Origin of the sequence: Microbacterium sp. 22242, from assembly GCF_052045495.1 — a bacterium.
In the GTDB taxonomy this organism is placed as follows: Bacteria; Actinomycetota; Actinomycetes; order Actinomycetales; family Microbacteriaceae; genus Microbacterium.
In genome coordinates this window covers 17,814-42,702 of record NZ_JBQEOZ010000008.1, presented here as the reverse complement: position 1 = coordinate 42,702, position 24,889 = coordinate 17,814, and the positions used below count along the sequence as shown (strand labels likewise).

Sequence of the window (24,889 nt, the reverse complement as noted above, 5' to 3'; positions counted from 1 at the left end):
GATCAGGCCTCCGTCTGCCGGGTGCGGGGATCGAGGATCGCGTAGGCGATGTCGGCGATGATGTTCGCCACGAGCACGGCCATCACGAGGACCAGGAAGATGCCCTGCATCAGGGCGTAGTCCTTCGCGTTCGTGGCGCTGAGCAGCAGCAGGCCGATGCCCGGGTAGGAGAACACCATCTCCATCACGATGGTGCCGCCCACGATGAAGCCGAGCGAGAGCGCGAAGCTCTGGATCTGCGGCAGCACCGCGTTGCGCGCGGCATAGCGCCAGAGCACGCGGCGATTCGGCATGCCCTTCGCCTGCGCGACCGTGATGTAGTCCTCGTCGAGGACCGTCAGCATCATGTTGCGCATGCCGAGCACCCATCCGCCGAGCGAGGCGATCACGATCGTGATCATCGGGAGCGCGGCGTGCGAGACCACCTGGCCGATGAAGTCGGCGTTCCAGCCGGGATCCACCCCCACCTCGTACGCGTGCCCCGCGGGGAACCACCCGAGCACGGTCGAGAAGACCGCGATGAAGATCAGGCCGAGCCAGAAGTACGGCACCGTGCCCAGGAAGGTCGTGACCGGGACGAGGGCGTCCAGCCGCCCGCCGCGCCGCCAGCCGATGACCGCGCCCAGGCTGGTACCGATCAGGAAGGAGATGACCGTGGCGAAGCCGACGAGGCCCAGGGTCCACGGCAGGGCCGCGGCGATCGCGTCGCCCACCGGCGCCATGCCGGTGGAGATCGAGACGCCCAGGTCACCGCGCAGCAGCATGCCCCAGTAGTCGAGGTACTGCTGCCAGAGCGGCACGGACTTGTCCAGGCCGAACAGCAGCCGCAGCGCCTTCTCGGCGGCGGGGGTCAGCTGGCCCTGGCTGCGCGCCATGTACGAGTCGACCGCGTCACCCTTCATCATCCGGGGGATGAAGAAGTTGATGGTGATGGCGGCCCACGCGGTGAACAGGTAGAAGGCGGCGCGGCCGCCCATGAACCGCCACGGCACGCGGACGCCGCCGCGCTCGGCCCTGGTCGCGGTCGTGCCGACGAGCGTGGGATCGACGGGCGCAGCGCCGGTGCCGGCGGATCCGGCGGAGGGATCGGACGGGTCCACGGCGGCGCGGTCCGTGGGCGTGGAGGTGTCGGCGCTCATCGGACGCCTCCGGAGGTCGGTGCCGGCATGGCTCGGAAGTACTCCTCGGGATCGGGGGATGCCGCGCGCAGCTCGCGCGTGTACGGGTCCTGCGGATGGAGGATGACGTCGTCCGCGGGTCCGCGTTCGACGACCCTGCCCTGGTTGAGCACCATGATCTCGTCGCTGAAGTGGCGGGCGGTGGCCAGGTCGTGGGTGATGTAGAGCACGCCCAGCCCCTCTTCGCGCTGCAGGTCGGCGAGGAGGTTCAGCACGCCCAGGCGGATCGACACGTCCAGCATCGACACCGGCTCGTCGGCGACCAGCAGGGCCGGGCGGGACGCGAGGGCTCGCGCGATCGCGACGCGCTGGCGCTGGCCGCCGGAGAGCTCGTGCGGGCGGCGTTCCATCACCGCGTCCGCGTCGAGGCGCACCCGCTCCAGCAGGCGGCGAACCTCGCCGTCGATCTCCTGCCGCGGCACCACGTGGTCCAGGCGCAGCGGACGCTCGATGTGGTGGCGGATCGAGTGGTACGGGTTCAGCGAGGCGAACGGATCCTGGAACACCATCCGCAGCTGCTGGCGGTACTTCCGCAGCCCCGTGCCGCGGCGCGGGATCGGGGTGCCGTCCAGCAGCACCTCCCCGTGCGTCGGCGTCTCCAGCTGGGTGAGGATCTTCGCGATCGTCGACTTGCCGCTGCCGGACTGGCCGACGAGGCCGATCGTCTGTCGCGAGTGGAGCGTGAAGCTCACGTCGTCGAGCGCCTTGAGCTGGCCGGAGCCGCGGACGTGGTAGATCTTCGTGACGTTGCGGAACTCGAGCGTGGTCATCGCACCACCACTCCTCTCTCGCCGGTCAGGCGCGGGAAGGACCGGAGCAGGTCCCGCGTGTACTCGTGCTGCGGATCGGTCCAGATCTGCCGGGCGTCGGCCAGTTCGACGATCTCCCCTTCGCGCATGATCGCGATGCGGTCGCTGATCTCCAGGAGCAGCGGAAGGTCGTGGGTGATGAAGACCACGGAGAACCCGAACTCGTGGCGCAGCTGCGAGATCTGCTTGAGGATCTCGCGCTGCACCAGGACGTCCAGCGCGGTCGTCGGCTCGTCCATCACCATCAGCTGCGGGCGCAGCGCGAGCGCCATCGCGATCATGACCCGCTGGCGCATGCCGCCGGAGAGCTCGTGCGGATACGAGCGCAGCCGCTGCCCGCCCACCTTCACGATCTCCAGAAGGTCGATCACCGCGGAACGCCGCTCCGCACGGCTCATCCGCGGGCGGTGCACCTGGAACACGTCGTCCAGCTGCGACCCGATCGTGGCGACCGGGTTCAGCGCGTTCATCGCCCCCTGGAACACCATCGAGACCTTGTCCCAGCGGAAGCGGCGCATCTGCTCGACGTCGAGCGCGTGCAGGTCGACGTCCTCGCCGCCTTCGTCGTGGAAGACGACGCTGCCGCTGGTGATGACCGCCGGCGGCTTCAGCAGCCGCTGCACGCCGTACGCGAGCGTGGTCTTGCCGCTGCCGCTCTCGCCGGCGAGGCCGACGATCTCGCCGCGGCGGATGTCGAGGGTGACGTTCTTGACCGCCGCGACCGGCGGATCCACGTCGTACACGACGGAGAAGTCGCGGACGGAAAGAAGGGAATCTGTCATGAGGACGTGCTCCTGTTCCGCTCGTCGGGCGAGCGCGGCGTTGCGTCTCGCTGCGCTCGCCCGACGACCGAGGGGTCGGGGGCTACTTGACCGGCTTCAGCTTCATGAGCACCTGCACGGCGGACGGCTGCGTCGGATCCGCGGTCGCGTACTGGTCCTTCTCGCTCGGCCAGCCCGTGAACGTGCGGGTGTTGTACTCGGCCAGCTGGGGATGGGTGCCGATCGGGATCGCCGGGACGTCCTCGACGAAGATCTTCTGGATCTTGGCGAGAGCGGCCGTGCGGGTCGCGTCGTCCGACGCCTGCGCGTACTCCTTGAGCAGCGCGGTCGCCTCCGGGTTGTCGTAGCGCCCGAAGTTGTCGGAGACCTTCCCGTCCGCGGCCTGCTCGAGGTAGGCGCCGTTCATCACGTCGTCGTAGATGTGCCACGGGTTCGATCCCGATCCGCTCCAGTGCAGCGCCGCGTCGAAGTTGCCGGTGGCCATGTTCGTGAACCAGGTGTCGGCGTCGGGCGTGGCGACCTTGGCGTCGGCGCCGAGCGTGGTCTTGATCTGCGTCGCGACCAGCTGGATGCCGGTGACGTAGTCGTTCCAGCCCTGCGGATCCTGCAGCGTGAAGGAGACCGGGTTGCCGGACGGATCGATCAGGGCGCCGTCCTTCCAGGTGTAGCCCGCGTCGCTGAGCACCTTCTTCGCGCCCGCGACATCGATCGAGAAGGTCTTGTCCTTGTAGTCGGGGGCGATGTACTGGTCGCCGGTGGGCTGCGGGATGCCGGTGACGCTGGTCAGCTCTGGGCCGGCGTTGCTGCGGGCCTTCTCGGCGTGCGCCTTGCGATCGACGACCATGTTCACGGCCTTGCGCAGCGCCACATCGTTGAACGGCGCCTTCGCGGTGTTGACGAGGATCATGTCGGGGCTGAGGACGTTGGCACCCCAGAACACGTTGTGCTTGGGATCCTTGTCGACGTAGTTCGTCTGATAGTCGGTGATGAAGATCTGCGCCCAGTCGGTCTCCTTGCTCTGCAGGGCGCGGAGCAGGCCGGTGTTGTCGTTGTACTCGAGGTACTTGAGCGTCGAGACCGGGACCTTGCCGCCCCAGTAGTCCGTGCGCGCGTTGAGCACGACGCCCTGCGACGAGAAGCTCTTGATCGTGTAGGGGCCGGTGCCCACGGCGTTCTTCACCGGGTCCTTCGTCGGGTCGGCGATGCCCTTCCACTGATGCTCCGGCACGATGCTGACCTGCAGCACGTCGCCCTGCTTGACGAACTTCGACTCGCTGAAGCTCAGCACGACGTTGCCGCCGTCCTTCTTGACGTCGGTCAGCTTCAGGCCGCCGAGGTCGAGCGCCGGCGTGTTCTTGATCAGGTTGTAGGTGAACACGATGTCGTCGGCGGTGAACGGCTTGCCGTCGCTCCACTTCACGCCGGCGCGCGGGGTGACCGTGAGCTGCGTGTAGTCGCTGTTCCACTCGACCTTCGAGGCCAGCCACGGCGTGGTCTCGTTCTTGCCGACCGGGTTCACCATCGCGAGCGGTTCGTAGATCATCCGGTCGTAGCCGAGCGACATGCCGGATCCGGTCGAGATGAACGGGTTGTTGGTCTGAGTGGAGAGGATCGCCGCGCCGTCCGGCTTCGCGATCGTCAGCGATCCGCCGCCCGCGGAGGACGAACCGGAGCCTGACGAGCATCCGGACAGCACCACGGTGCTGAGAGCGGCGATCGCGGTCACGGCGATCAGGGTCTTCCTGAGCTTCATTGCTTCTCCTTCGGCACGGGCCGTTGTGCGCGGGGCGGCGGAGAGTGCTCCGCCGATGGTTTACTTACTGTCGAGAAAGTAAGTACCGGTGACACTACTGACAAGTAGGCTGGCCGACAAGCTCGGGAAGGAAACGAAATGGTCACGGCGCACAGTGCCAAGCCCCGGCCGGAGACCGAGCGCAAGCGCACCGAGATCCTCAAGGCCGCGATCGAGATCTTCGGCGCCAAGGGGTCGACGAACGGCACCCTCGCCGACATCGCCGAGCAGGTGGGGATGACGCACGCCGGCGTGCTGCACCACTTCGGCTCGAAGCAGAAGCTGCTGCTCGAGGTGCTCGACTACCGCGATCACGCCGATGTCGCCGACCTCGCCGACCAGCACATCCCGGACGGCGCCGAGCTGTTCCTGCACCTCGTGCGCACGGCGTACGCGAACGCGCTGCGCCCGGGGATCGTGCAGACCTACACGGTGCTGTCCGGGGAGTCGGTGACCGACGGCCACCCCGGCCGGGCGTTCTTCGAGAGGCGCTACCGGATCCTGCGCGGCGACGTGGACCAGGCCTTCCGCGTGCTGTGCGCGCAGGAGGGGGTGACGGATCCGGCGAACGTGGACGCCGCGTGTGCGGCGATCCTGGCCGTCATGGACGGCCTGCAGCTGCAGTGGCTGCTGGATCCCGCCGCCGTCGACCTGGGCGAGACGAGCGCGTTCGCGATCCAGGCGATCGTGAACGGCGTGCTCCGCCCCGGCCCCGCGCTGGAGACGTACGCCGCACGCACGGCGGGCGCCGAACACTCCGCGGAGTGATGCGACGCATCGCTCCCGGACGAGTGCGTCAGGGACGCCGTCCGCGGACGGCGGCGCCCTTCCGCGTAGGCTCAGCCCTATGACGATCGACCTCGAAGCGCTCTTCATCGACCTGCACCGCCACCCCGAGCTGTCCTTCCAGGAGACCCGCACCGCGGCGATCGCCGCCGGGCACCTGCGCGACCTCGGACTCGAGGTCGAGGTCGGGGTCGGCCGCACCGGCGTCGTGGGAGTGCTCCGCAACGGCGACGGACCCGTCGTCTGGGCGCGAGCCGACATGGACGCGCTTCCCGTCGTGGAGCAGTCCGGCCTCCCCTACGCGAGCACCGCGACCGCGACGGATCCCGACGGCCACGAGGTCGGCGTCATGCACGCCTGCGGCCACGACATGCATGTCACCGCGATGATCGGCGCGGTCGAGGAGCTGGCCCGCACGAAGGACGACTGGTCCGGCACCCTGGTCGTCGTGATCCAGCCCGCCGAGGAGGTCGGCGGGGGCGCCCGTGCGATGCTCGACGACGGCGCACTCGACCGTTTCCCCCGGCCGGACGTCGTGATCGGGCAGCACGTCACGCCGCTGCCCGCGGGCATGATCGGCGTGCGCCCCGGCCCGCAGATGTCGGCCTCCGACGGTCTGCACGTGGTGCTGCGCGGTCGCGGCGGGCACGGATCCCGCCCGCACGCCACGATCGACCCCGTGGTCATGGCCGCGGCGACCGTGATGCGCCTGCAGACCGTGGTCTCGCGCGAGGTGGATCCGCACGACCTCGCGGTCGTCACGGTCGGCGCGATCCACGCCGGAACGAAGAACAACATCATCCCCGCCGAGGCCACGCTCGAGCTGAGCCTGCGCTATCCGGACGAGGCCCTCCGCGAGAAGGTGCTCGCGAGCGTCGAGCGCGTGATCCGCGCCGAGGCGATGGCGAGCGGCGCGGTCGAGGATCCCACGATCGAGACCCTGCACACCCTGCCGGCCACGATCAACGACGCGGAAGCCACCGCGCGCGCGACCGCCGCCTTCCGCGCCGCGTTCGGCGACGCCAACGTGGTCGATCCCGGCCTGTTCACCGGCAGCGAGGACGTGTCGTGGTTCGCCCGCGACGCCGGCGTTCCGCTGGTGTTCTGGTTCTGGGGCGGTGCGGACCCGGTCCGCTTCGCGGCGGCCGTCGCGAACGGCACGGTCGACAGCGAGATCGCGACGAACCACTCCCCCTTCTTCGCCGTCGAGATCCACCCCACGATCGAGATCGGCGTGCGGGCGCTCACCGTCGCCGCCCGCGAGTTCCTGGGCTGACTCGGCCCTGCCGCCCAGAGGTCCGGCGGCGAGCTCCCTCCGACAGGCCCGGGGTCCGGGGCCGCCCGACGAGACGACGAGCCTGTTCTCATAGCTCGTTGATAGCCGGCGGTGGAACGCTGAGCGCATTCCCAGGAGGTGCGCATGTCGAGTCCCATAGGCAAGTCGCAGATAGACCCGGCCGCGCACGGCGGCACCGTGCTGCGCGTCGACGGCCTGGTCGTGAGGTACGGCAGCCGCACCGCGGTGGACGGCGTCGGCTTCACCATCGCCCGCGGCGAGATCATCGGCCTGCTGGGCCCGAACGGCGCAGGCAAGACCACCACGCTGAACGTCATCGAGGGGCTGCGCAAGCCGATCGGCGGATCCGTCACGGTCGACGGGATCGACGCGCTGCGCGATCCGCTCGACGCCAGGGCCCGCATGGGCGTGCAGCTGCAGAGCTCCGGGTTCCAGCCGGAGCTGAGCATCGAGCAGCTGCTGCGCCTGTACGCCGGGCTGTACGGCGTGCGGATGTCACGGGAGGACGCACGGCGGGCGCTGGACGACACCGGGCTCGGCCAGGAGGCGGGGAAGCGCCTCAAGGGGCTCTCCGGAGGTCAGGCGCAGCGCTTCTCGCTCCTCATCGCCACCATCCACAACCCGCTGCTCCTGCTGCTCGACGAGCCGACGAGCGGTCTGGATCCGCAGTCGCGGCGGAGCCTGTGGCAGCGGATCGAGGCCTCGCGCCGGCGCGGCGGCAGCATCCTGCTGACCACGCACTCGATGGAGGAGGCACAGGCCGTCTGCGACCGCATCGTGATCATCGACCACGGCCGGCTGGTCACGACCGGCAGTCCGGCCGAGCTCATCACCGCCCACCGGGAGGATCCGCGCGTGCTCGCGATCGCACACGGCGAGCCCACCCTCGAAGACGTCTTCATCGCCCTGACGGGAAGTGATCTCCGTGACTGACACCGTCGTCACCACCCGGCCGCCGCTCGGCCTGACTCTGCGCTCGCTCTTCGGCGCCGACCTGATGGTCATCCTGCGCAGCAGGCAGACCCTGCTGCTCAACCTGCTCGTCCCGATCCTGATCCTGGTCGTCACGAACCAGATCGGGCACAAGCAGGGCAGCACGCTCGGACCCGACCGCTCCGGCATCCTGATCGCGATGGCGCTGAGCTACGGCCTGCTGTCATCGGCGCTGATGGGCTACTCGATCACCATCGCGCGGGACCGCGAGGCCGGCGTGTTCCAGCGCTTGCGCGTCACCCCGACGCCGACGTGGGCGATCATGCTGAGCCGGCTGCTCGTGCAGTTCGCGGCCGCGATCGTCACCTCGATCGTCGTGATCGTCGTCGGCAGCATCATGCACGGCGTCAGCTACGGCGCCGGCACCTACCTGCTCATCTTCGTCGTGGCGGTCTACGGCGCCGCGATGTTCCTCGGGATCGGCCAGGCGATCGTCGGGCTGATCCGCTCGACCATGGCCGTGAACGCCGTGGGGCGGGTTCTCTACGTCGTGCTGATCCTTCTCGGGATCCTCGGCGTCACCGGCGCGCTCGGCGACACGTTCTCGAACATCGCCAAGTGGACGCCCGTCGGCGCGCTCATCACGTTGTTCACCGCGGTCCAGGGCACCGCCGCGTGGACGAGCGACGACGGCTGGGCGATCCTCGCCATCGGCGCCTATCTGATCGTGTTCGCCGGGATCGGGATCCGCTGGTTCCAGTGGGAGGCCAGGTAGGTGCGGACGAGACCCTCATGACCGGATCAGCCACGAAGGAGCGCCATCGCGATGTCCACCTCGTTCGAGTACACGCCGCACGCACGTGTGGAGGAGCGCGCGAAGGCCGGCCCGCCGACGGTCAGCGCCGCCGCGAAGAGCCTGCACCCGCAGGACAGGGCGATCAACCGGTTCAACCGCAAGGTGGGCCTGGGTATCACCACGAGCGTCGGCACCATGTGGTGCGCCTACGCCTTCGCCGTCCTCGCTCTGGTGAGCCTGCCCGCCGCGCTCTCGAGCCATGATCCGATCATCATCGTCGCGTGGATCGCGCAGACCTTCCTGCAGCTCGTGCTCCTCCCCGTGATCATCGTGGGGCAGAACATCCAGGCCGCCGCCTCCGATTCGCGCGCCGCGGCGACGTACGAGGACGCGGGCGCGATCCTGGCGGAGGCGCAGCAGATCCAGGCGCATCTCGCGGCACAGGATCAGGCGATCGGCGCCCTTCTCGACAAGATCAAGAGCCTCGAGGAGGCGCTGCCGCGCGGCTGATCGACTCTCCGCGCCTCAGCGCGGCGAGCGCGTCCAGCAGAAGTCCGCGCGGGTGCCGGTCAGACGTCGACCGGCACCTGCACGAGCGCGGCGAGCGGACTGTGCGCCTCGCGATGCAGCTGCTCCATGCGCCCGTCGAGCTCGCTGGCCGCCTCGGCGGCCGCGGTCAGGCTGTCCACCAGGTGCGCGGGCACCTGCCCGCGGAATTTGTAGTGGATCTTGTGCTCGAGGCTCGCCCAGAAGTCCATCGCGATCGTGCGGAACTGCACCTCGACGGGCACCATGATCGGGCCGGAGGAGAGGAACACGGGGACCTCGAGGATCGCGTGCAGGCTGCGGTAGCCGTTCGCCTTCGGGGCGGCGATGTAGTCCTTCACGATCCGCACCGTGATGTCGTCCTGCGCGGTCAGCAGGTCGAACAGCCGGTACACGTCGGCCACGAAGCTGCAGGTCACCCGCACCCCCGCGATGTCGGTGATGTGCGTCCGGATCGAGTCGAAGTCGGGCTCGATGCCGCGCCGCGCCACCTTCTCCACGATGCTGTCGGGGGACTTCACCCGGCTCTTCACGTGTTCGATGGGGTTGTAGGAGTGATGGTGCGCGAACTCGTCGCGCAGGATCGAGATCTTCGTCTCGATCTCGCGCATGCCGAACTCGTACTCGTGCAGGAAGCGCTGGAACTCGTCGCGGAGCTCGCGCGCCTCCGTGAGGGTCCGGTTCAGCGCATCGTCGTCGACAGGAGCCGTGCTCATACCCGCGACGCTACGCACTCGGAGTTCGGATCTCCTGTGTGTTCGTCCTGAGCGGATTCAGTGCGTCGCTCCGGATCCGAAGGATCCGGATAGCGCTCTCCGCATGAGGGGACGTACCGCTTCGGGACACGCCCGGGGTCGGATCGGGGCGAAGAGTGATGGAACGGTGATGCAACAACCCGCGCGCGAAATTGCATCCGCCCCCAACCAGGCGTAACTTTGCCGCTCGTGGCAAATGACAGCCGTGAGAACGCGGACGCCCCGCTCGTAGCCAAGCGCATCCTCCTCGGGGAGCCGCTCAGTACCGAGAAGGCGAACGAGCAGCTGCTCCCGAAGCGGATGGCGCTGCCGATCTTCGCGTCCGACGCCCTTTCCTCTGTGGCGTACTCGCCGCAGGAGATGCTGATGACCCTGTCGCTGGGCGGGCTGGCCTTCCTGTTCTTCGCCCCGTGGGTCGCCGCCGCGGTCGTCCTGCTGCTCATCGTCATCGTGCTGAGCTACCGCAAGCTCATCGAGGCGTACCCCTCTGGCGGCGGCGACTACGAGGTCGCCTCCAAGAACCTCGGCGAGATCCCGGGCGTCGTCGTGGCGTCGGCTCTGCTCGTCGACTACATCCTCACGGTGTCGGTGTCGATCGCCTCCGGCGTGGACAACATCATCTCGGCGGTGCCGCAGCTGAACCCGTGGCGAGTGGAGCTCGCGGTCGGCTTCGTGATCCTCATCGTGATCGTGAACCTGCGCGGAGTGCGCGAGGCGTCCACAGTGTTCGCGATCCCCACGTACGTGTTCATCGGATCCGTGGGCGTCATGATCGTGACGGGACTGGTGCGGACGTTCCTCGGCGACGCGCCCGTAGCCGAGAGCGCGCACTACGGCGTGCATGGCGAGCATCTCGTGGACGCAGCCGTGATCCTGCTCGTGCTTCGCGCGTTCTCCACCGGCTGTTCGGCGCTGACCGGTGTCGAGGCCGTCTCCAACGGCGTGCAGGCCTTCCGGATCCCGAAGATCCGCAACGCGCAGCGGACGCTGGCGATGATGGGCGGCATCGCGATCACCCTCTTCGTCGGCCTCACCGCCCTCGGCCTGATCACCGGCGTGCACTACGCCGAGGATCCGTGCCACGACCTCATCGGTTTCAACTGCGCGCTCCCGCAGCAGTCGCTGATGGCACAGGTCGCCTCGGCCGTGTTCGGCGCCGGATCGTTGCCGTTCTTCATCATCCAGGCGGCGACCGCCTGCGTCCTGCTGCTGGCCGCCAACACTGCGTTCAACGGCTTCCCGCTCCTCGGCGCCGTGCTCGCCCGCGACGGCTACGCACCCAAGGCGCTGAACACCCGCGGTGACCGCCTGGTCTTCTCGAACGGCATGATCCTGCTCGGCATCGCCGCGGTGGGCGTGCTCGTGGTGTTCCAGGCGAACCTGACCAGCCTCATCCAGCTGTACATCATCGGCGTCTTCGTGTCGTTCTCGCTCGGCCAGCTCGGCATGGTGCGGCACTGGCGCGACATGCTCAAGAACGCTCATAGGAAGAAGGCCTCTGAAGCGGCCGCCGACCGTCGCACGGCCCGGACGGGGCTCGCGATCAACTCTCTCGGCGCGACCCTGACGATCGCAGTGCTCGTGATCGTGACCATCACCAAGTTCACGCACGGGGCCTGGATGGTGTTCCTCGCGATCCCCGTGCTCGCGCTGCTCATGGCGGGCGTCAAGCGCTACTACCGTGACGTCGAGCACGAGATCGCGATCGACGACACCACCCACTTCGGCTCCGAGGGCGACGTCGCGATCGTGCTGGTGAACCGCCTGCAGAAGCCGGTCATCAAGGCGATCGACTATGCGATCGCCGCGAAGCACCAGAAGACCGTCGCACTGCACGTCGCCGCGAACCCCGAGGACGGCATCCAGCTGCAGAAGGACTGGCAGTACCACCGGATCCCGATCCCGCTCGTGATCGTGGAGTCGCCGTTCCGCGCGTACGCCCAGCCCGTCGAGGCCTACATCCAGAAGTACCGCGCCAAGCACGGCCCCGCGGTGATGACCGTGTACCTGCCGCAGTACATCGTCGGGCACTGGTGGGAGTCGATCCTGCACAACCGGCGCGCCCGGCGCATGGCGAACCAGCTGATGCTGGTGCACGGCGTGACGATCACGCTGGTTCCGTGGCTGCTGGACTCGTCCGAGCTCATCTATGGCCGCCGCTCCCGCCCCGTGCCCGGACAGCAGCGCTCCGGCCGCCCGGTCGTCGCGTACGCCGATTCGATGCCCGCCGCCCGGCGCGTGCAGCGCCCGGCGGGCCCGCCCGAGAAGGACTGACCCGAGGCCGCCCCGACGCGCTCCGTGCGGTGCGGTGCGGTCCGGTGCGCGGGTATCGCCCCTTCCCGCGGTGCGATGTGTGTGAGAGTCGCATGCGTTTCCGGACGGCGGCGTGAGGGACTCGTGAGGATCCCCATCCGAGGACCGCCGAGCCGGTTCGATCGGATGCGTGCTCGACATCCTCTACGCAGCTTTCACGCTCGCGCTGTTCGCTCTCGTCGCGGTGATCGCGAAGGCGATCGACATCATGGGCCCCCGTTCCAGAGGCTCCGACCCACGCGAAGCGCCGGGGGGAGGGGATCGGAGATGATCGTCATCCAGATCGTGTCCGCCGCCCTCGCCGTCGCCGCGATCGGCTACCTCGTGGTCGCGCTCGTGGCCCCGGAGAAGTTCTGATGGGCGCGGGCATCTGGTTCGGCGTCCTGCAGGCCGCGACGGTCCTGGCCGCCCTGGCCCTGCTGTACCGCCCCCTCGGCGACTACATGGCGCGCGTCTACACGGGTGCGAGGGACCTGCGCGCGGAGCGCGGGCTCTACCGCCTGATCGGCGTGGACGCCTCCGCCGAGCAGACCTGGCGGGCCTACGCGCGCAGCGTGCTCGCGTTCTCCGTCGTCGGCATGCTGCTGCTCTACCTGCTGCAGCGCGTGCAGGAGATCCTCCCGCTCTCGCTCGGGCTGCCCGCGGTGCCCGAGGGGCTGGCCTTCAACACGGCCGCCTCGTTCGTCGCGAACACCAACTGGCAGTCGTACTCGCCCGAGCAGACCATGGGGCACCTCGTGCAGCTCGCCGGCCTCGCCGTGCAGAACTTCACCTCCGCCGCAGTCGGGATCGCGGTCGCGATCGCCCTCGTGCGCGGCTTCGCCCGGCGCGGCAGCGCCACGATCGGCAACTTCTGGGTCGACCTCATCCGCGGTCTCGTCCGCCTGCTGCTGCCCCTCGCCGTGCTCTCCGCGCTCGCCCTCATGGCGGGCGGCGTGGTGCAGAACCTGTCCGGCTTCACCGAAGTGCACACGATCGCCGGGGCTACGCAGTCGATCCCGGGCGGGCCGGCCGCCTCGCAGGAGGCCATCAAGCTCCTCGGCACCAACGGCGGCGGCTTCTACAACGCCAACTCCGCGCACCCCTTCGAGGACCCGTCCCCGTGGACCAGCCTGCTCGAGATCGTGCTGATCCTCGCGATCCCGTTCGCGCTGCCGCGCACGTTCGGCAGGATCGTGGGCGACGACCGCCAGGGCTACGCGATCGCGGCCGTGATGGGCACGATCTTCGTCGCCTCCCTCGTCGCGCTGAGCGCCTTCGAGCTCGGCGGAGGCGGATCCGCCACACGGCTCGCGGGCGCCGCGATGGAGGGCAAGGAACAGCGCTTCGGGATCCTCGGATCCGCGCTGTTCGGCACCGCGTCGACGCTGACGTCGACCGGGGCCGTCAACGCGATGCACGACTCGTTCACCCCGCTCGGCGGCATGATGCCGATGATCAACATGATGCTCGGCGAGGTCGCGCCCGGCGGCGTCGGCTCGGGTCTGTACGGCATGCTCGTCCTCGCCGTGATCGCGGTGTTCGTGGGCGGGCTGCTCGTCGGCCGCACGCCGGAATACCTCGGCAAGCGCCTCGGCCCGCGGGAGATCAAGCTCGCCAGCCTCTACATCCTGGTGACGCCGACCCTGGTGCTCGCCGGCACCGCGTTGAGCTTCGCGATCCCGCCGGTCCGCGCCGACGTCGAGAAGACGAGCATCCTCAACCCGGGCCCGCACGGCCTCAGCGAGGTCTTGTACGCCTTCACCTCGGCGGCGAACAACAACGGATCCGCCTTCGCCGGCCTCGTCGCGAACACCCCGTGGCTGAACACCGCGCTCGGGGCGGCGATGCTGCTCGGCCGCTTCATCCCGATCGTGTTCGTGCTGGCCCTCGCCGGATCGCTGGCCGCCCAGCAGCGCGTGCCGGAGACCGCGGGCACGCTGCCGACGCACCGGCCGCAGTTCGCCGGCCTCCTCATCGCGGTGACCGTGGTGGTCAGCGCGCTCACCTATTTCCCCGTGCTCACGCTCGGGCCGCTCGCAGAAGGACTCGCCCGATGACCGCCGTCGACACCTCGACCAGCCGCCCTTCCCCGGAGCCCGGATCCGGAACCGGGTCGGGTTCGCCGGAACCCGCACCGCGCGCGTTCGGCTGGAGCCAGCTCGTGCAGGCCCTCCCCGGCGCACTGCGGCGGCTCAACCCCGCGACCCTGCTGCGCAATCCCGTGATCCTGTTGGTCTGGGCCGGCGCCGCGTTGACCACCGTGCTCGCGGTCGCCGAACCGTTCCTCGGCGGCGCTTCCGGCGGCGCTGCGTCCGGCGGCGCAGCTCCCGCCGGCTTCACCTGGTCGATCGCGCTCTGGCTGTGGCTCACCGTGCTGTTCGCGAACGTCGCGGAGTCGGTGGCGGAGGGTCGCGGCAAGGCGCAGGCCGCCACGCTCCGCAGGACCCGGACGAGCACGCTCGCCCGGCGGGTCACGGGCCACGACCCGGCGGACGATCCGACCGCGGAGCGCGCGCCGGCCGAGGAGGTGTCCTCCGCCGACCTGCGGCGCGGCGACGTCGTGGTCGTCACGGCCGGGGAGCCGATCCCCGGCGACGGCGACATCATCGCCGGCATCGCGACCGTCGACGAGTCGGCCATCACCGGTGAGAGCGCACCCGTGGTGCGCGAGTCGGGCGGCGACCGCAGCGCCGTCACCGGCGGCACCCGCGTGCTGTCGGACCGGATCGTGGTGCGGATCACCTCGCAGCCCGGCGAGACGTTCGTCGACCGCATGATCGCCCTCGTCGAGGGCGCCGACCGGCAGCGCACCCCCAACGAGATCGCCCTGAACATCCTCCTCGCGAGTCTGTCGATCGTGTTCCTCGTGGTGGTGCTGGCGCTGAACCCGATCGCGTCGTACTCCGCCTCACCGGTCAGCATCCCCGTGCTGATCGCCCTCCTGGTCTGCCTCATCCCGACCACGATCGGCGCGCTGCTGAGCGCGATCGGGATCGCGGGCATGGACCGCCTCGTGCAGCGCAACGTGCTGGCGATGTCCGGCCGTGCGGTCGAGGCCGCGGGCGACGTCACCACGCTGCTGCTCGACAAGACCGGCACGATCACCTACGGCAACCGCCGTGCCACCGACGTGCTGCCGGTCACCGGCGTCTCTGCAGAGGAGCTGCTGCGCGCCGCCGCGCTCTCCTCGCTCGCCGACCCGACCCCGGAAGGCGCCTCGATCGTCGAGCTCGCCGCGGGCCGGGGCATCGTCGTGACCGCACTCGACGGCGCCGAGACGGTCCCGTTCACGGCGCAGACCCGCATGAGCGGCGTCGACCTGGCCGACGGATCCCAGATCCGCAAGGGGGCAGGGTCCGCCATCCGCGCCTGGATCGAATCGGAGGGCGCTTCGACGGGCTCAGCGACCGATTCGGCGGCCGCGGAGGAGGCCGCGTGCTTCGCCGATGAGATCGCCGCCTCCGGCGGGACCCCTCTGGTGGTGGCGGCCAGCGTCCCGCATCCGGTCGCTGAGCCTGTCGAAGCGACCTCCGCCACCCGGGTCTCGGGCCCTTCGACAGGCTCAGGGACCGAGACCCGGATCCTCGGCGTCGTGCACCTCAAGGACGTCGTCAAGGAGGGCCTCCCACAGCGCTTCGCCGAACTGCGCAGCATGGGCATCCGTACCTTGATGATCACGGGAGACAACCCGCTCACCGCGAAGGCGATCGCCGCCGAGGCGGGTCTCGACGACTACCTCGCCGAGGCCACGCCCGAGGACAAGCTCGCCCTCATCCGCCGCGAGCAGGAGGGCGGACGTCTGGTCGCGATGACCGGCGACGGCACCAACGACGCTCCCGCGCTCGCCCAGGCCGACGTCGGCGTCGCGATGAACACCGGCACCTCGGCCGCCAAGGAGGCGGGGAACATGGTGGACCTCGACTCGGATCCGACCAAGCTCATCGACATCGTGCGGATCGGCAAGCAGCTGCTCATCACCCGCGGCGCCCTCACCACGTTCTCACTCGCCAACGACATCGCGAAGTACTTCGCCATCATCCCGGCGATGTTCATGGGCGCGTTCCCGGGGCTCGCCGCCCTCAACCTCATGCAGCTGCACTCGCCGGCATCCGCCGTGACGAGCGCGATCGTCTTCAACGCCATGGTGATCGTCTTCCTCATCCCGCTCGCCCTGCGCGGCGTGACCTACAAGCCGGCGAGCGCCTCGCAGATCCTGCAGCGCAACCTGCTGATCTACGGGGTCGGCGGCGTCATCGCCCCGTTCGTCGGGATCAAGCTCATCGACCTCGTCGTCGCCCTCCTCCCCGGCTTCTGACGCTTCGACGGGCTCAGCGACCATTCCGAAAGGCACATCATGTCGAATCTCCGCGGCACCGTCCGCCTCACCGGCGTCGCCGTCCGGGCGATGCTCGTGCTCACCCTCGTGCTCGGGGTCGGATACGCCCTCGTGATCACCGGCATCGGCCAGCTCGCTCTCCCGTGGCAGGCGAACGGATCGCTCGTCGACGCCGCGGGGCGTGCCACGGGCGGGGCGGCCGGAGGCGGCGCCCCCGTCGGCAGCGCCCTGCTCGGCCAGTCGTTCACCGATGCAGAAGGGCACGCCCTGCCGCAGTACTTCCAGCCGCGCCCCTCGGCGGCCGGCCAGAACGGCTACGACCCGACCGCCTCGGGAGGCAGCAACCTCGGCCCGAACAACCCCGACCTCGTGAAGGCCGTCGCCGAGCGCCGTGCGGCGATCGCCGAGCGGGAGCACGTGGCCGAGTCCGCCGTGCCCGCCGACGCCGTCACCGCCTCGGCCTCGGGCCTGGATCCGCAGATCAGCCCCGCCTACGCGCTGCTGCAGGTGAACCGGGTCGCCGAGGCGCGCGGCCTGGCCCCGTCCGCCGTGCGCGCGCTGGTGGAGTCTAGGATTCAAACGCGCGACGCGGGCTTCCTCGGCGAGGAGCGGGTGAACGTCGTCGAGCTGAACATCGCTCTGGACCGGCTTCAGGGCGCCCCGCGACCGTGAACCGCGGAGAGGAGCGCGCACGCGCAGTGAGCGAGGCAGTGATGGCAGCGACCGAGGGGCGGCACGAGGGCGGATCCGCGTCCCGCGGTCGCCTGCGTGTGCTGCTCGGGGCGGCGCCCGGCGTGGGCAAGACCTACGAGATGCTCGCCGAGGGACGCCGGCTCGCCCAGAGCGGGCGCGATGTCGTGATCGGGATCGTGGAGACCCACGGCAGGGCCGCGACGCTCGAGCAGACCCGCGGCATCGCACAGGTGCCGCGGCGCAGCGTCTCCCATCGCGGCGTGCGGCTCGACGAGCTCGATCTGGACGCGATCATCGCCCGCCACCCCGAGCTTGCGCTCATCGACGAGATGGCGCACACGAACGCCCCCGGATCCCGCAATCCGAAGCGGTGGCAGGACGTGCAGGAGCTGCTGGACGCCGGCATCGACGTGATCACCACCGTGAACGTGCAGCACATCGAGTCGCTCAACGCCGTGGTCGAGAAGATCACCGGCGTCGCGCAGCAGGAGACCGTGCCGGACGAGGTGATCCGCGGCGCCGACGAGGTCGAGGTCGTGGACCTCGCGCCGCAGAGCCTGCGCGACCGGCTGTCGGCGGGGCAGGTGTACCCGGCCGAGCGGATCGACGCCGCCCTCTCGAACTACTTCCGTCTGGGGAACCTCACCGCGCTCCGCGAGCTGGCCCTGCTCTGGCTCGCCGACGAGGTCGACAGCGCCCTGCGCAGCTACCGCACCCAGCACGGCATCGACAGCGCCTGGCAGACCCGGGAACGGGTGGTCGTGGCGCTCACCGGCGGCCCCGAGGGCGAGACGCTGCTGCGCCGTGGCGCGCGGATCGCGGCGCGCTCGGCCGGCGGCGAGCTGCTCGCCGTGCACGTCACGACGCAGGACGGGCTGCGCGGTGACCGCCCCGGTGCGCTCAGCGCTCAGCGCGGACTCGTGGAGGCGCTCGGCGGCAGCTACCACCAGCTCGTCGGCGACGACGTGCCGGGCACGCTGGTGGAGTTCGCGCAGTCGGTCGACGCCAGCCAGCTCGTGATCGGGGTCAGCCGTCGCTCCCGGGTCTCGGCGGCCCTCACCGGGCCGGGCATCGGCGCGGAGATCATCCGCCGCTCCGGAGACATCGACGTGCACATCGTCACGCACGCCGCCGCGGGCGGGCGCGGACGGTTGCCGTCCCTCACCGGCGGCGCACTGGGCTGGCGTCGACAGCTCATCGGTTTCGCCGTGGCGCTCATCGGCGGCCCGCTGCTGTCGTGGGTGCTGTTCGCCCTGAAGACCCCCGAGTCCATCACCGCCGACGTGCTGAGCTACCAGTTGCTCGTCGTGGTCGTGGCGCTCATCGGCGGTCTGCGCCCCGCGCTGTTCGCGGCCGTCCTGAGCGGATTCACGCTGGACTTCCTGTTCGTGGATCCGCTGTTCACCGTGACGATCGCGGACCCGCGGCACGCCCTCGCCCTCGCGCTCTACGTCGTGATCGCCGTGCTGGTGAGCCTGGTCGTGGATCAGGCGGCCCGCCGCGCCCGCGCCGCGCAGCGCGCGTCCAGCGAAGCGGAGCTGCTCGCCGCCATCGCCGGCAACGTGCTGCGCGGCGACAGCGCGCCGACCGCGCTGGTCGCCCGGGCCCGCGAGGCGTTCGGGCTGAGCGGGATCCGGCTGCTCGCGGCGGACGGCGAGGTGCTCGCGGTCGACGGCGAACCGCTGGCCGAGGGCGAATCCGCGCGCGCGGCATGGGGATCCGCCACGCCGGCGCCGGGCTCCCGGGAGGGAGCGGATCCTCGCGTGGAGACCGTGCCGGTCGGCGTCGGTGCCGACGGCCGGCCACGGGCGCTCCTCGAGCTGCACGGCGGGCAGCTCGACGCGTCGGGGCGGCGCCTGCTGGATGCGATCGTCGCGCAGCTCGCCGCGGCGATCGAGCACACCGACCTCCGGGAGACCGCGAAGGAGGCCGCAGTGCTCGCCGAGACCGACCAGGTGCGCAGCGCCCTGCTCTCGGCGCTGAGCCACGATCTGCGTCGGCCGCTCGCCGCCGCGGTCGCCGCGGTCGGAGGGCTGCGCAGTGCGCACCGGCTGTCTGCCGCCGACCGCACCGAACTCGTCGAGACCGCCGACGAGAGCCTCGCCACGCTCTCGCGGCTGGTCACCGACCTGCTCGACGTCAGCCGGGTGCAGGCCGGCGTGCTGGCGGTGTCGCTCTCCCGCGTCGATGCGGGCGGCGGCGTGGTGTCCGCGCTCGACGAGCTCTCGCTCGGACCGGCCGAGGTCGAGCTGGCCCTGGACTCGGCGCTGCCGCCGTTGCACGCGGATCCGGTACTGCTGCAGCGCGTGCTGGTGAATCTGCTCACCAACGCCGTGCGGCACTCGCCGCCCGGCGAGCGGGTCATCGTGTCGACGAGCCGACTCGGCGGACAGGCGCAGATCCGCGTCGCGGATCGCGGCGCAGGGATCCCCGAGCACCAGCGCGAGAGCGCGTTCCTGCCGTTCCAGCGACACGGCGACACCGACAACACGACGGGCCTCGGCCTCGGCCTCGCCCTGTCGCGCGGCTTCACTGAAGGCATGGGCGGTACGCTGACCGCCGAGGACACCCCGGGCGGCGGCCTGACCATGGTCGTGTCGCTGCCGCTCGCGGATCCCGCCGACCCGCGTTTCGAGGAGCGAAGTTCGCTCGATTCCGACGTCGCGGACGACGAACATCGCTCCTCGAACGCTGATGACCGGCACCTCCCCACGAACGGAGATCCGCGATGAAACTGCTCGTCGCCGACGACGACCCGCAGCTGGTGCGTGCGCTGCGGATCACGCTCGCCGCGCACGGCTACGAGGTGACCGCCGCCCCCGATGGCGCGGCCGCGATCGCGATGGCTGCGCAGACCCGCCCCGACGTGGTGCTGCTCGACCTGGGGATGCCGAAGCTCGACGGGATCGCGGTGATCGAGGCGCTGCGCGGATGGACCGACGTGCCCATCCTGGTCGTGTCGGGGCGCACCGGATCCGCCGACAAGGTGGAGGCCCTCGACGCCGGAGCCGACGACTATGTCACGAAGCCCTTCCAGATCGACGAGCTGCTCGCCCGGCTGCGCGCGCTGTCCCGCCGCCGCGGCGNCCCTCCGGCAGAGTCGTCGGTCGCATTCGGCGAGGTGGAGGTGGATCTGGCCGCCAAGGCGGTCACGCGCGGCGGATCCCGCGTGCATCTGACGCCCACCGAGTGGCAGATCCTGGAGCACCTCGCCCGCCACCCCGGCGCGCTGGTCACCCGGCAGGAGCTGCTGCGCGAGATCTGGGGCACCGATCAGGTCACCGACACCGGCTATCTGCGGCTGTACCTGTCGCAGCTGCGCAAGAAGCTCGAGCGCACGCCCAGCGCTCCCGAGCACCTGATCACCGAACAGGGCATGGGCTACCGGCTCGTGCTGGATCCGGCCTGACCGGCCGCGGTGCTGCGTTCCCAGCGGCCGGACCGGATCCGACGACGAGCCCGACCCGGTCACACGTCCCGGGAGCGCCAGAGCAGCCACACGAAGTAGGGCGCGCCGAGCACCGCGACGACGAGACCCGCGGGCAGCTGAGCGGGCGCGATGACCGTCCGCCCCACCGCGTCCGCGACGCCGACGAGCACACCGCCGAGCAGCCCCGCCACCGGGATCACGCGTGCATGCCTGGCCCCGACGAGCGCGCGTGCGGCGTGCGGCGCGACCAGGCCCACGAAGCCGACCACGCCGACGGCGACGACGCCGAACGCCGCGAGGAGCGCCGCGGCCGCGAGCAGCAGCAGCCGGGAGCGTTCCATCCGCACGCCGAGCAGCCGGGGCGAGTCCTCGTCGAGCGAGAGCAGGTCCAGCTCGCGGCTGCGCGCCAGGACGACGGGCAGCAGGATCGCGAGCACGACGATGAGCGGAACGACCTGCTCCCAGACCCGGCCGTACGTCGTCCCGCTCAGCCAGGTGTAGATCCGCGGGGTGTCGAACGGGTTCGCGCGCAGCAGCACGAACGACGAGAGCGCGACCGTCGCGGAGGAGACGCCGACGCCGACCAGGATGAACCGGTCGGCACCGAGACCGCCCCTCCAGGCGAGCAGGTACACGAGCGCGAACGCCGTGACCGCGCCGATCACGGCCGCGGTGAGCATGCCGAAGGTCGAGGCCGCGGCGCTGGTCACCACGAGCACGGCGCCGAGACCGGCCCCGCCGGTGATGCCGAGCAGGCCCGGATCCGCCAGCGGATTGCGGCTCACCGCCTGGGTCAGGCACCCGGCGAGCGCCAGGGCCGCCCCCGCGGTGACCGCGGCGGCCACCCGCGGCGCCCGCTCGTCCAGCGCGAAGGCGATCTGCGGCGGCGCCTGTCCCTGCAGCCACAGCAGCACGTCCCCGGTGAGCAGCGGGGTGGCGCCGAGCAGCAGCCCCGCGACGACCACCGCCACGACGAGCACGATCGAGAGCGCCAGCACGATCCGGAAGCGCCGCGGCCCGCGGACCCCGAGCCGGATCGACGGCGGGATCCGCGTCGGTCCGGAGTCCCGCAGGCGTCGCGCCATCGCCACGAGCACGACGGAGCCGAGCAGCGTGGTGGCCACGCCCGTGGGAACGGCGATCGCCCCTTCGGGCCCGATCAGCAGTCGCAGCAGGGCATCGGCGACGATCACCAGAAGCGCGCCGATGAGCCCGGACACGGGCAGCAGCAGTGCGTGCCGCGCGAGCGCGGGGACCAGCCTCACGAGCAGCCGCGCGAGCACCGGCGCGCACAGTCCGACGAACCCGAGCGGACCGGCGAGGGTGACGGCGGTCGCGGTCAGCAGCACCGACAGCAGGATCCCGATGACGCGGGTCGAGCGGATCCGCACGCCGAGGGCCGCGGCCGCGTCATCGCCGAGCGCGAGCACGTCGAGCCGGCGGGCGAGCAGCAGCGCGAGCGCGCCGGCGACCACGACGACGGGCGCGGCGCGCAGGAACGCCTCGATGCCGAGCTGCGACAGGCTTCCGCTCGCCCACGCGAGGAGCCCCTTGGTCTGCTCGCTGAACAGGATCAGCAGCGCCGAGGTCGCGGCCTGAAAGGCGAGCGCCAGCGCGGATCCGGCGAGCACCAGCCGGGTCGTCGAGGATCCGGCGCCGCCCGCGAGGCCCAGCACGATCACGGCGGCCACGAGCCCGCCCGCGAACGCGACGATCCCCGACGCCCAGAACGGGATCGAGATCCCGAAGGCCGCGACCGCGGTGATCGCCAGGTACGCGCCCGCCGTGACGCCGAGCGTGTCGGGCGAGGCGAGGGCGTTGCGCGCGAGCGACTGCATGAGCAAGCCCGCCAGCCCGAGCGCCACTCCCACCGCGGCCCCGGCGGCGAGCCGCGGCAGACGGGAGCCGAGCAGGACGTCCGGGTCGGCCCAGACGGCGCCGCTGGTGCCCTGGGTGAGGTGCCACCCCGCCGCGGCGGTGAACGCGAGCAGGAGCAGGGCCAGTACGCCGGCGGCGCCGAGGCGCGCGCGAACGCCGGACGCGGGGCTCGTGCTCGCTGCTCCGGTCGTCGTCCGGGCGTCCGCGGTCGCCTCGGCGGCCGGGTTCGCGCCGCCCGGCCCGGGAGCGGTCGGCTCGGCAGCCGGGCTCGCGCGGCCCGTCGCGGGAGCCGCAGCGCCGCCCGCCGGGGCGGGCGCCTCGGCTGCCTGGCCGCTGACCGCCGGATCCTGCTCCTCGACCCTCATCGCGCTCACCGCGGCCGGATCACTCGGTGAACGCGGCGACGTACGCGTCGGCGATCTTCTCGGCCGAGCGGGGGCCGCCGAAGGTCCAGATCCCGGCCGGGAACGCGTGGATCCGCTTCTCCTCGACCGCCGGGATCGACGCCCACGCCGGGTTCTTCGCGGCGGCCGTGAGGAAGCTGCCGCTGCCGGGGTCGTCGGTGCCGGTGTGCAGCAGCGTGGCGGATCCGACCGTGGTCATGCCCTCGATGTCGGTGTGGCCGAGACCGTAGGCCGCATCGGTCTCGCCCTTCCACACGTTGGTGAGGCCCAGCTCGGCGCCGATCGCGCCGATCAGCGAGCCGGCGCCGAAGGGGCGCAGCGACACCGTGCCGCCGTCGACCCAGCCGTCGAAGTACACGAAGTCGGTGTTCGCAGGCTTCGCCGCGGCGAGCGTCTGCTTCGCCGCCGCGAGGTGGCCCTTCAGCTCGGCGGTGACCGCGTTCGCACGCTCCGTGCGCCCGGTGGCCTGGGCGATCAGGTCGAAGGTGGCGAGCAGCTGCTTCAGCGGATCCTTCGCGTCGGCGCCGATCGTCGCGAGCACGGGCACGCCGTACTTCTCGAGCTGGCCGATGATCGCGTCGTCGCGGGTCTGCGCCTCGACGATGACGAGGTCGGGCTCGGCCTGGAACAGCGCGTCGAGGTTCGGCTCCTGCCGGGTGCCGACGCTCTTCACGGTCTTCGGCAGGACCTCGGCCCTGTTCCACCGCCGGTACCCGTCGGCGTCGGCGACGGCGACCGGGGTGACGCACAGTGTGAGCGCGTCCTCCACCTGCTGCCACTCCAGCACGGCGACCCGCTGGGCCGGCTTGTCGAGCTTCACGGTGCGGCCGAGGGCGTCGGTCACGCTGACCGGGCCCGTGGCGGTCGTCGTCGCGTCGGCCGCGCACTCCGCGCTGGCGGCGGGAGCGGCGCCGCCGGTCGGGGCCGCGGCGGGGGTCGTGCCGCAGCCGGCGAGGGCGAGCGTGCTCACGGCGAGCAGCGAGAGGACGGCGAGGGGCGTGCGCATGGTTCTCCAGGGGTGTCGGGGATCGGGTCGTTCGGGTGGGGACGCGGGGGTTGAGGACGACGTCATCGTGCGGCGGTCGCGGGCCTGTGGCGGGCGGACGGGACCGTGCCGTCGCGGCTTTCGGGGGCGCGCGGAGCGGCGCGGGCGGATCGTGGCGCGCGGGCGGGGCGGAGCGATCACGGCGCACGGGTCAGTCGGCCGGATCACGGTCGTCACGCGGATCGCGGTCGTTCGGGCCGGTTGCGGGCTGCGGGCGGTCACACGGGTCGCGGTCGGGTGGGTCGCGGTCGTCACGCGGATCGTGCCGTCGGAAGAGGGGCGACAGAGCTGCGGCGGGTGCGATGCCGGCCGCGGGGGATCACCCGCACCCGGCCGTCGTCGTCGAGCGCGGTGTCGATGGGCAGCCCGTAGGCCGCGGAGAGGTTCGCACCGGTCAGCACCTCGGCGGGGGCGCCCTCTGCGTGGACGCGTCCGCCGTGCATGAGCACCACCCGGTCCGCGACCGCGGCGGCGTGGCCGAGGTCGTGCAGCACGACGCCCAGGGCCGTGCCCGCGTCGGCGAGGTCGCGGATGAGATCGAGCGTGCCGATCTGGTGGCGCAGGTCGAGGTGGTTCGTCGGCTCGTCGAGCAGCAGGATCGGCGTGGTCTGCGCGAGCGCGGTCGCGAGCCACACGCGCTGCAGCTCACCGCCCGAGAGCTCGTCCACGGGACGGCCGGCCATCGCGGCGAGGCCCGTGAGTGCGAGGGCGCGATCGATCGCCGCACTGTCGTCGGCGCGCAGGCCCGCGAACCGTCCGCGGTGCGGGTGCCGGCCGAACGCGACCACGTCGCGCACCACCAGCCCGGACGGATGAGGGCGCGACTGCGACAGCATCGCGACGGTCCGCGCGAACGCACGGGCATCGAGCGCCGCGGCGTCCTGCTCGTCTCCGGCGCGGTCGATCCGCACGGATCCTGCGCGCATCCGGTGCAGCCGGGCGATGGCACGCAGCGCGGTCGACTTGCCGCTGCCGTTGGGCCCGATGAGGGCCGTCACCGTACCCGGGCGCAGGGTCAGCGCCACATCGTGCACGACGGGCGTGCGGCCGTAGTGCAGCGCGAGGCCCTCCGCCACGAGCCCGGCAGGAGCGAGGGGGTCGGAGAGGTTCCGATTCGTCATGTTAGGAGAGCCT

General features: G+C 71.1%; 21 protein-coding genes. 13 read left to right on the top strand and 8 right to left on the bottom strand.

Annotated features, from left to right (window positions below; genetic code table 11):
• Nucleotides 1-2: 2 nt before the first annotated feature.
• From ACTJJZ_RS10470 to ACTJJZ_RS10455, 4 genes are all read right to left on the bottom strand, one after another.
• Nucleotides 3-1,139 carry an ABC transporter permease gene (locus ACTJJZ_RS10470; RefSeq protein ID WP_440721123.1) on the bottom strand — a complete coding sequence of 379 codons (1,137 nt, stop codon included), beginning with the start codon at nt 1,137-1,139 and terminating at the stop codon, nt 3-5.
• Nucleotides 1,136-1,948 carry an ABC transporter ATP-binding protein gene (locus ACTJJZ_RS10465; RefSeq protein WP_440721122.1) on the bottom strand — a complete coding sequence of 271 codons (813 nt, stop codon included), beginning with the start codon at nt 1,946-1,948 and terminating at the stop codon, nt 1,136-1,138. Before ACTJJZ_RS10465 ends, ACTJJZ_RS10470 begins: the two co-directional genes overlap by 4 nt.
• Nucleotides 1,945-2,769: an ABC transporter ATP-binding protein gene (locus ACTJJZ_RS10460; protein WP_440721121.1), complete on the bottom strand. Its 825-nt coding sequence runs from the start codon at nt 2,767-2,769 to the stop codon at nt 1,945-1,947. Before ACTJJZ_RS10460 ends, ACTJJZ_RS10465 begins: the two co-directional genes overlap by 4 nt.
• Before the next feature lie 82 nt (nt 2,770-2,851).
• The gene (locus ACTJJZ_RS10455; protein ID WP_440721120.1) at nt 2,852-4,522 is read right to left on the bottom strand and encodes an ABC transporter substrate-binding protein; all 1,671 of its coding nucleotides are present in this window, start codon (nt 4,520-4,522) and stop codon (nt 2,852-2,854) included.
• A 138-nt stretch (nt 4,523-4,660) separates the two neighbouring features.
• Here ACTJJZ_RS10455 and ACTJJZ_RS10450 point away from each other — a divergent pair, with 138 nt between their 5' ends.
• From ACTJJZ_RS10450 to ACTJJZ_RS10430, 5 genes are all read left to right on the top strand, one after another.
• Entirely contained in the window at nt 4,661-5,329 is a 669-nt protein-coding gene (locus ACTJJZ_RS10450) for a TetR/AcrR family transcriptional regulator (RefSeq protein WP_440721119.1), read from the top strand.
• A gap of 79 nt (nt 5,330-5,408) precedes the next feature.
• Nucleotides 5,409-6,623 carry an amidohydrolase gene (locus ACTJJZ_RS10445; protein ID WP_440721118.1) on the top strand — a complete coding sequence of 405 codons (1,215 nt, stop codon included), beginning with the start codon at nt 5,409-5,411 and terminating at the stop codon, nt 6,621-6,623.
• A 144-nt stretch (nt 6,624-6,767) separates the two neighbouring features.
• Nucleotides 6,768-7,577 (top strand): ABC transporter ATP-binding protein, encoded by an 810-nt coding sequence (locus ACTJJZ_RS10440; protein WP_440721117.1) that lies wholly within the window; start codon nt 6,768-6,770, stop codon nt 7,575-7,577.
• Nucleotides 7,570-8,352 (top strand): ABC transporter permease, encoded by a 783-nt coding sequence (locus ACTJJZ_RS10435; RefSeq protein ID WP_440721116.1) that lies wholly within the window; start codon nt 7,570-7,572, stop codon nt 8,350-8,352. The genes ACTJJZ_RS10440 and ACTJJZ_RS10435 overlap by 8 nt, the downstream gene beginning before the upstream one ends.
• A 51-nt stretch (nt 8,353-8,403) precedes the next feature.
• On the top strand, nt 8,404-8,883 hold the full coding sequence (locus ACTJJZ_RS10430) for a hypothetical protein (RefSeq protein WP_440721115.1): 480 nt from the start codon (nt 8,404-8,406) through the stop codon (nt 8,881-8,883).
• 59 nt (nt 8,884-8,942) lie between these two features.
• Here ACTJJZ_RS10430 and ACTJJZ_RS10425 read toward each other — a convergent pair whose 3' ends face one another.
• On the bottom strand, nt 8,943-9,635 hold the full coding sequence (locus tag ACTJJZ_RS10425) for a GTP pyrophosphokinase (protein WP_440721114.1): 693 nt from the start codon (nt 9,633-9,635) through the stop codon (nt 8,943-8,945).
• A gap of 339 nt (nt 9,636-9,974) precedes the next feature.
• Here ACTJJZ_RS10425 and ACTJJZ_RS10420 point away from each other — a divergent pair, with 339 nt between their 5' ends.
• The 8 genes from ACTJJZ_RS10420 to ACTJJZ_RS10385 all read left to right on the top strand — a co-directional run bounded on the left by ACTJJZ_RS10420 (nt 9,975) and on the right by ACTJJZ_RS10385 (nt 20,407).
• Nucleotides 9,975-11,948: an APC family permease gene (locus ACTJJZ_RS10420; protein ID WP_440721235.1), complete on the top strand. Its 1,974-nt coding sequence runs from the start codon at nt 9,975-9,977 to the stop codon at nt 11,946-11,948.
• Between the two features lie 169 nt (nt 11,949-12,117).
• Nucleotides 12,118-12,258 (top strand): hypothetical protein, encoded by a 141-nt coding sequence (locus tag ACTJJZ_RS10415; RefSeq protein ID WP_440721113.1) that lies wholly within the window; start codon nt 12,118-12,120, stop codon nt 12,256-12,258.
• Nucleotides 12,255-12,344, top strand: a complete 90-nt coding sequence (locus ACTJJZ_RS10410; RefSeq protein ID WP_440721112.1) for a potassium-transporting ATPase subunit F — start codon at nt 12,255-12,257, stop codon at nt 12,342-12,344. Before ACTJJZ_RS10415 ends, ACTJJZ_RS10410 begins: the two co-directional genes overlap by 4 nt.
• On the top strand, nt 12,344-14,026 hold the full coding sequence (gene kdpA / locus ACTJJZ_RS10405; RefSeq protein WP_440721111.1) for a potassium-transporting ATPase subunit KdpA: 1,683 nt from the start codon (nt 12,344-12,346) through the stop codon (nt 14,024-14,026). The genes ACTJJZ_RS10410 and kdpA overlap by 1 nt, the downstream gene beginning before the upstream one ends.
• Entirely contained in the window at nt 14,023-16,284 is a 2,262-nt protein-coding gene (gene kdpB, locus ACTJJZ_RS10400; RefSeq protein ID WP_440721110.1) for a potassium-transporting ATPase subunit KdpB, read from the top strand. The genes kdpA and kdpB overlap by 4 nt, the downstream gene beginning before the upstream one ends.
• Nucleotides 16,285-16,323: 39 nt before the next feature.
• Nucleotides 16,324-16,977, top strand: a complete 654-nt coding sequence (gene kdpC, locus ACTJJZ_RS10395) for a potassium-transporting ATPase subunit KdpC (RefSeq protein ID WP_440721109.1) — start codon at nt 16,324-16,326, stop codon at nt 16,975-16,977.
• A 41-nt stretch (nt 16,978-17,018) separates the two neighbouring features.
• Nucleotides 17,019-19,730, top strand: a complete 2,712-nt coding sequence (locus ACTJJZ_RS10390) for an ATP-binding protein (protein WP_440721234.1) — start codon at nt 17,019-17,021, stop codon at nt 19,728-19,730.
• Nucleotides 19,727-20,407, top strand: a complete 681-nt coding sequence (locus ACTJJZ_RS10385) for a response regulator (RefSeq protein WP_440721108.1) — start codon at nt 19,727-19,729, stop codon at nt 20,405-20,407. Before ACTJJZ_RS10390 ends, ACTJJZ_RS10385 begins: the two co-directional genes overlap by 4 nt.
• A 59-nt stretch (nt 20,408-20,466) precedes the next feature.
• Here ACTJJZ_RS10385 and ACTJJZ_RS10380 read toward each other — a convergent pair whose 3' ends face one another.
• The 3 genes from ACTJJZ_RS10380 to ACTJJZ_RS10370 all read right to left on the bottom strand — a co-directional run bounded on the left by ACTJJZ_RS10380 (nt 20,467) and on the right by ACTJJZ_RS10370 (nt 24,876).
• Nucleotides 20,467-22,671 carry an iron ABC transporter permease gene (locus ACTJJZ_RS10380; protein WP_440721233.1) on the bottom strand — a complete coding sequence of 735 codons (2,205 nt, stop codon included), beginning with the start codon at nt 22,669-22,671 and terminating at the stop codon, nt 20,467-20,469.
• 19 nt (nt 22,672-22,690) lie between these two features.
• Nucleotides 22,691-23,716 carry an ABC transporter substrate-binding protein gene (locus ACTJJZ_RS10375; protein ID WP_440721107.1) on the bottom strand — a complete coding sequence of 342 codons (1,026 nt, stop codon included), beginning with the start codon at nt 23,714-23,716 and terminating at the stop codon, nt 22,691-22,693.
• 290 nt (nt 23,717-24,006) lie between these two features.
• Nucleotides 24,007-24,876, bottom strand: coding sequence for an ABC transporter ATP-binding protein (locus ACTJJZ_RS10370; protein WP_440721106.1), 870 nt, complete (start codon nt 24,874-24,876; stop codon nt 24,007-24,009).
• Nucleotides 24,877-24,889: the final 13 nt, after the last annotated feature.

Coding starts and splice junctions, on each gene's coding strand:
- ACTJJZ_RS10470 (WP_440721123.1), bottom strand. CDS start 1,139: ATGAGCGCCGACACCTCCACGCCCACGGACCGCGCCGCCGTGGACCCG.
- ACTJJZ_RS10465 (WP_440721122.1), bottom strand. CDS start 1,948: ATGACCACGCTCGAGTTCCGCAACGTCACGAAGATCTACCACGTCCGC.
- ACTJJZ_RS10460 (WP_440721121.1), bottom strand. CDS start 2,769: ATGACAGATTCCCTTCTTTCCGTCCGCGACTTCTCCGTCGTGTACGAC.
- ACTJJZ_RS10455 (WP_440721120.1), bottom strand. CDS start 4,522: ATGAAGCTCAGGAAGACCCTGATCGCCGTGACCGCGATCGCCGCTCTC.
- ACTJJZ_RS10450 (WP_440721119.1), top strand. CDS start 4,661: ATGGTCACGGCGCACAGTGCCAAGCCCCGGCCGGAGACCGAGCGCAAG.
- ACTJJZ_RS10445 (WP_440721118.1), top strand. CDS start 5,409: ATGACGATCGACCTCGAAGCGCTCTTCATCGACCTGCACCGCCACCCC.
- ACTJJZ_RS10440 (WP_440721117.1), top strand. CDS start 6,768: ATGTCGAGTCCCATAGGCAAGTCGCAGATAGACCCGGCCGCGCACGGC.
- ACTJJZ_RS10430 (WP_440721115.1), top strand. CDS start 8,404: ATGTCCACCTCGTTCGAGTACACGCCGCACGCACGTGTGGAGGAGCGC.
- ACTJJZ_RS10425 (WP_440721114.1), bottom strand. CDS start 9,635: ATGAGCACGGCTCCTGTCGACGACGATGCGCTGAACCGGACCCTCACG.
- ACTJJZ_RS10420 (WP_440721235.1), top strand. CDS start 9,975: ATGGCGCTGCCGATCTTCGCGTCCGACGCCCTTTCCTCTGTGGCGTAC.
- ACTJJZ_RS10410 (WP_440721112.1), top strand. CDS start 12,255: ATGATCGTCATCCAGATCGTGTCCGCCGCCCTCGCCGTCGCCGCGATC.
- kdpA (WP_440721111.1), top strand. CDS start 12,344: ATGGGCGCGGGCATCTGGTTCGGCGTCCTGCAGGCCGCGACGGTCCTG.
- kdpB (WP_440721110.1), top strand. CDS start 14,023: ATGACCGCCGTCGACACCTCGACCAGCCGCCCTTCCCCGGAGCCCGGA.
- kdpC (WP_440721109.1), top strand. CDS start 16,324: ATGTCGAATCTCCGCGGCACCGTCCGCCTCACCGGCGTCGCCGTCCGG.
- ACTJJZ_RS10390 (WP_440721234.1), top strand. CDS start 17,019: ATGGCAGCGACCGAGGGGCGGCACGAGGGCGGATCCGCGTCCCGCGGT.
- ACTJJZ_RS10380 (WP_440721233.1), bottom strand. CDS start 22,671: ATGAGGGTCGAGGAGCAGGATCCGGCGGTCAGCGGCCAGGCAGCCGAG.
- ACTJJZ_RS10375 (WP_440721107.1), bottom strand. CDS start 23,716: ATGCGCACGCCCCTCGCCGTCCTCTCGCTGCTCGCCGTGAGCACGCTC.
- ACTJJZ_RS10370 (WP_440721106.1), bottom strand. CDS start 24,876: ATGACGAATCGGAACCTCTCCGACCCCCTCGCTCCTGCCGGGCTCGTG.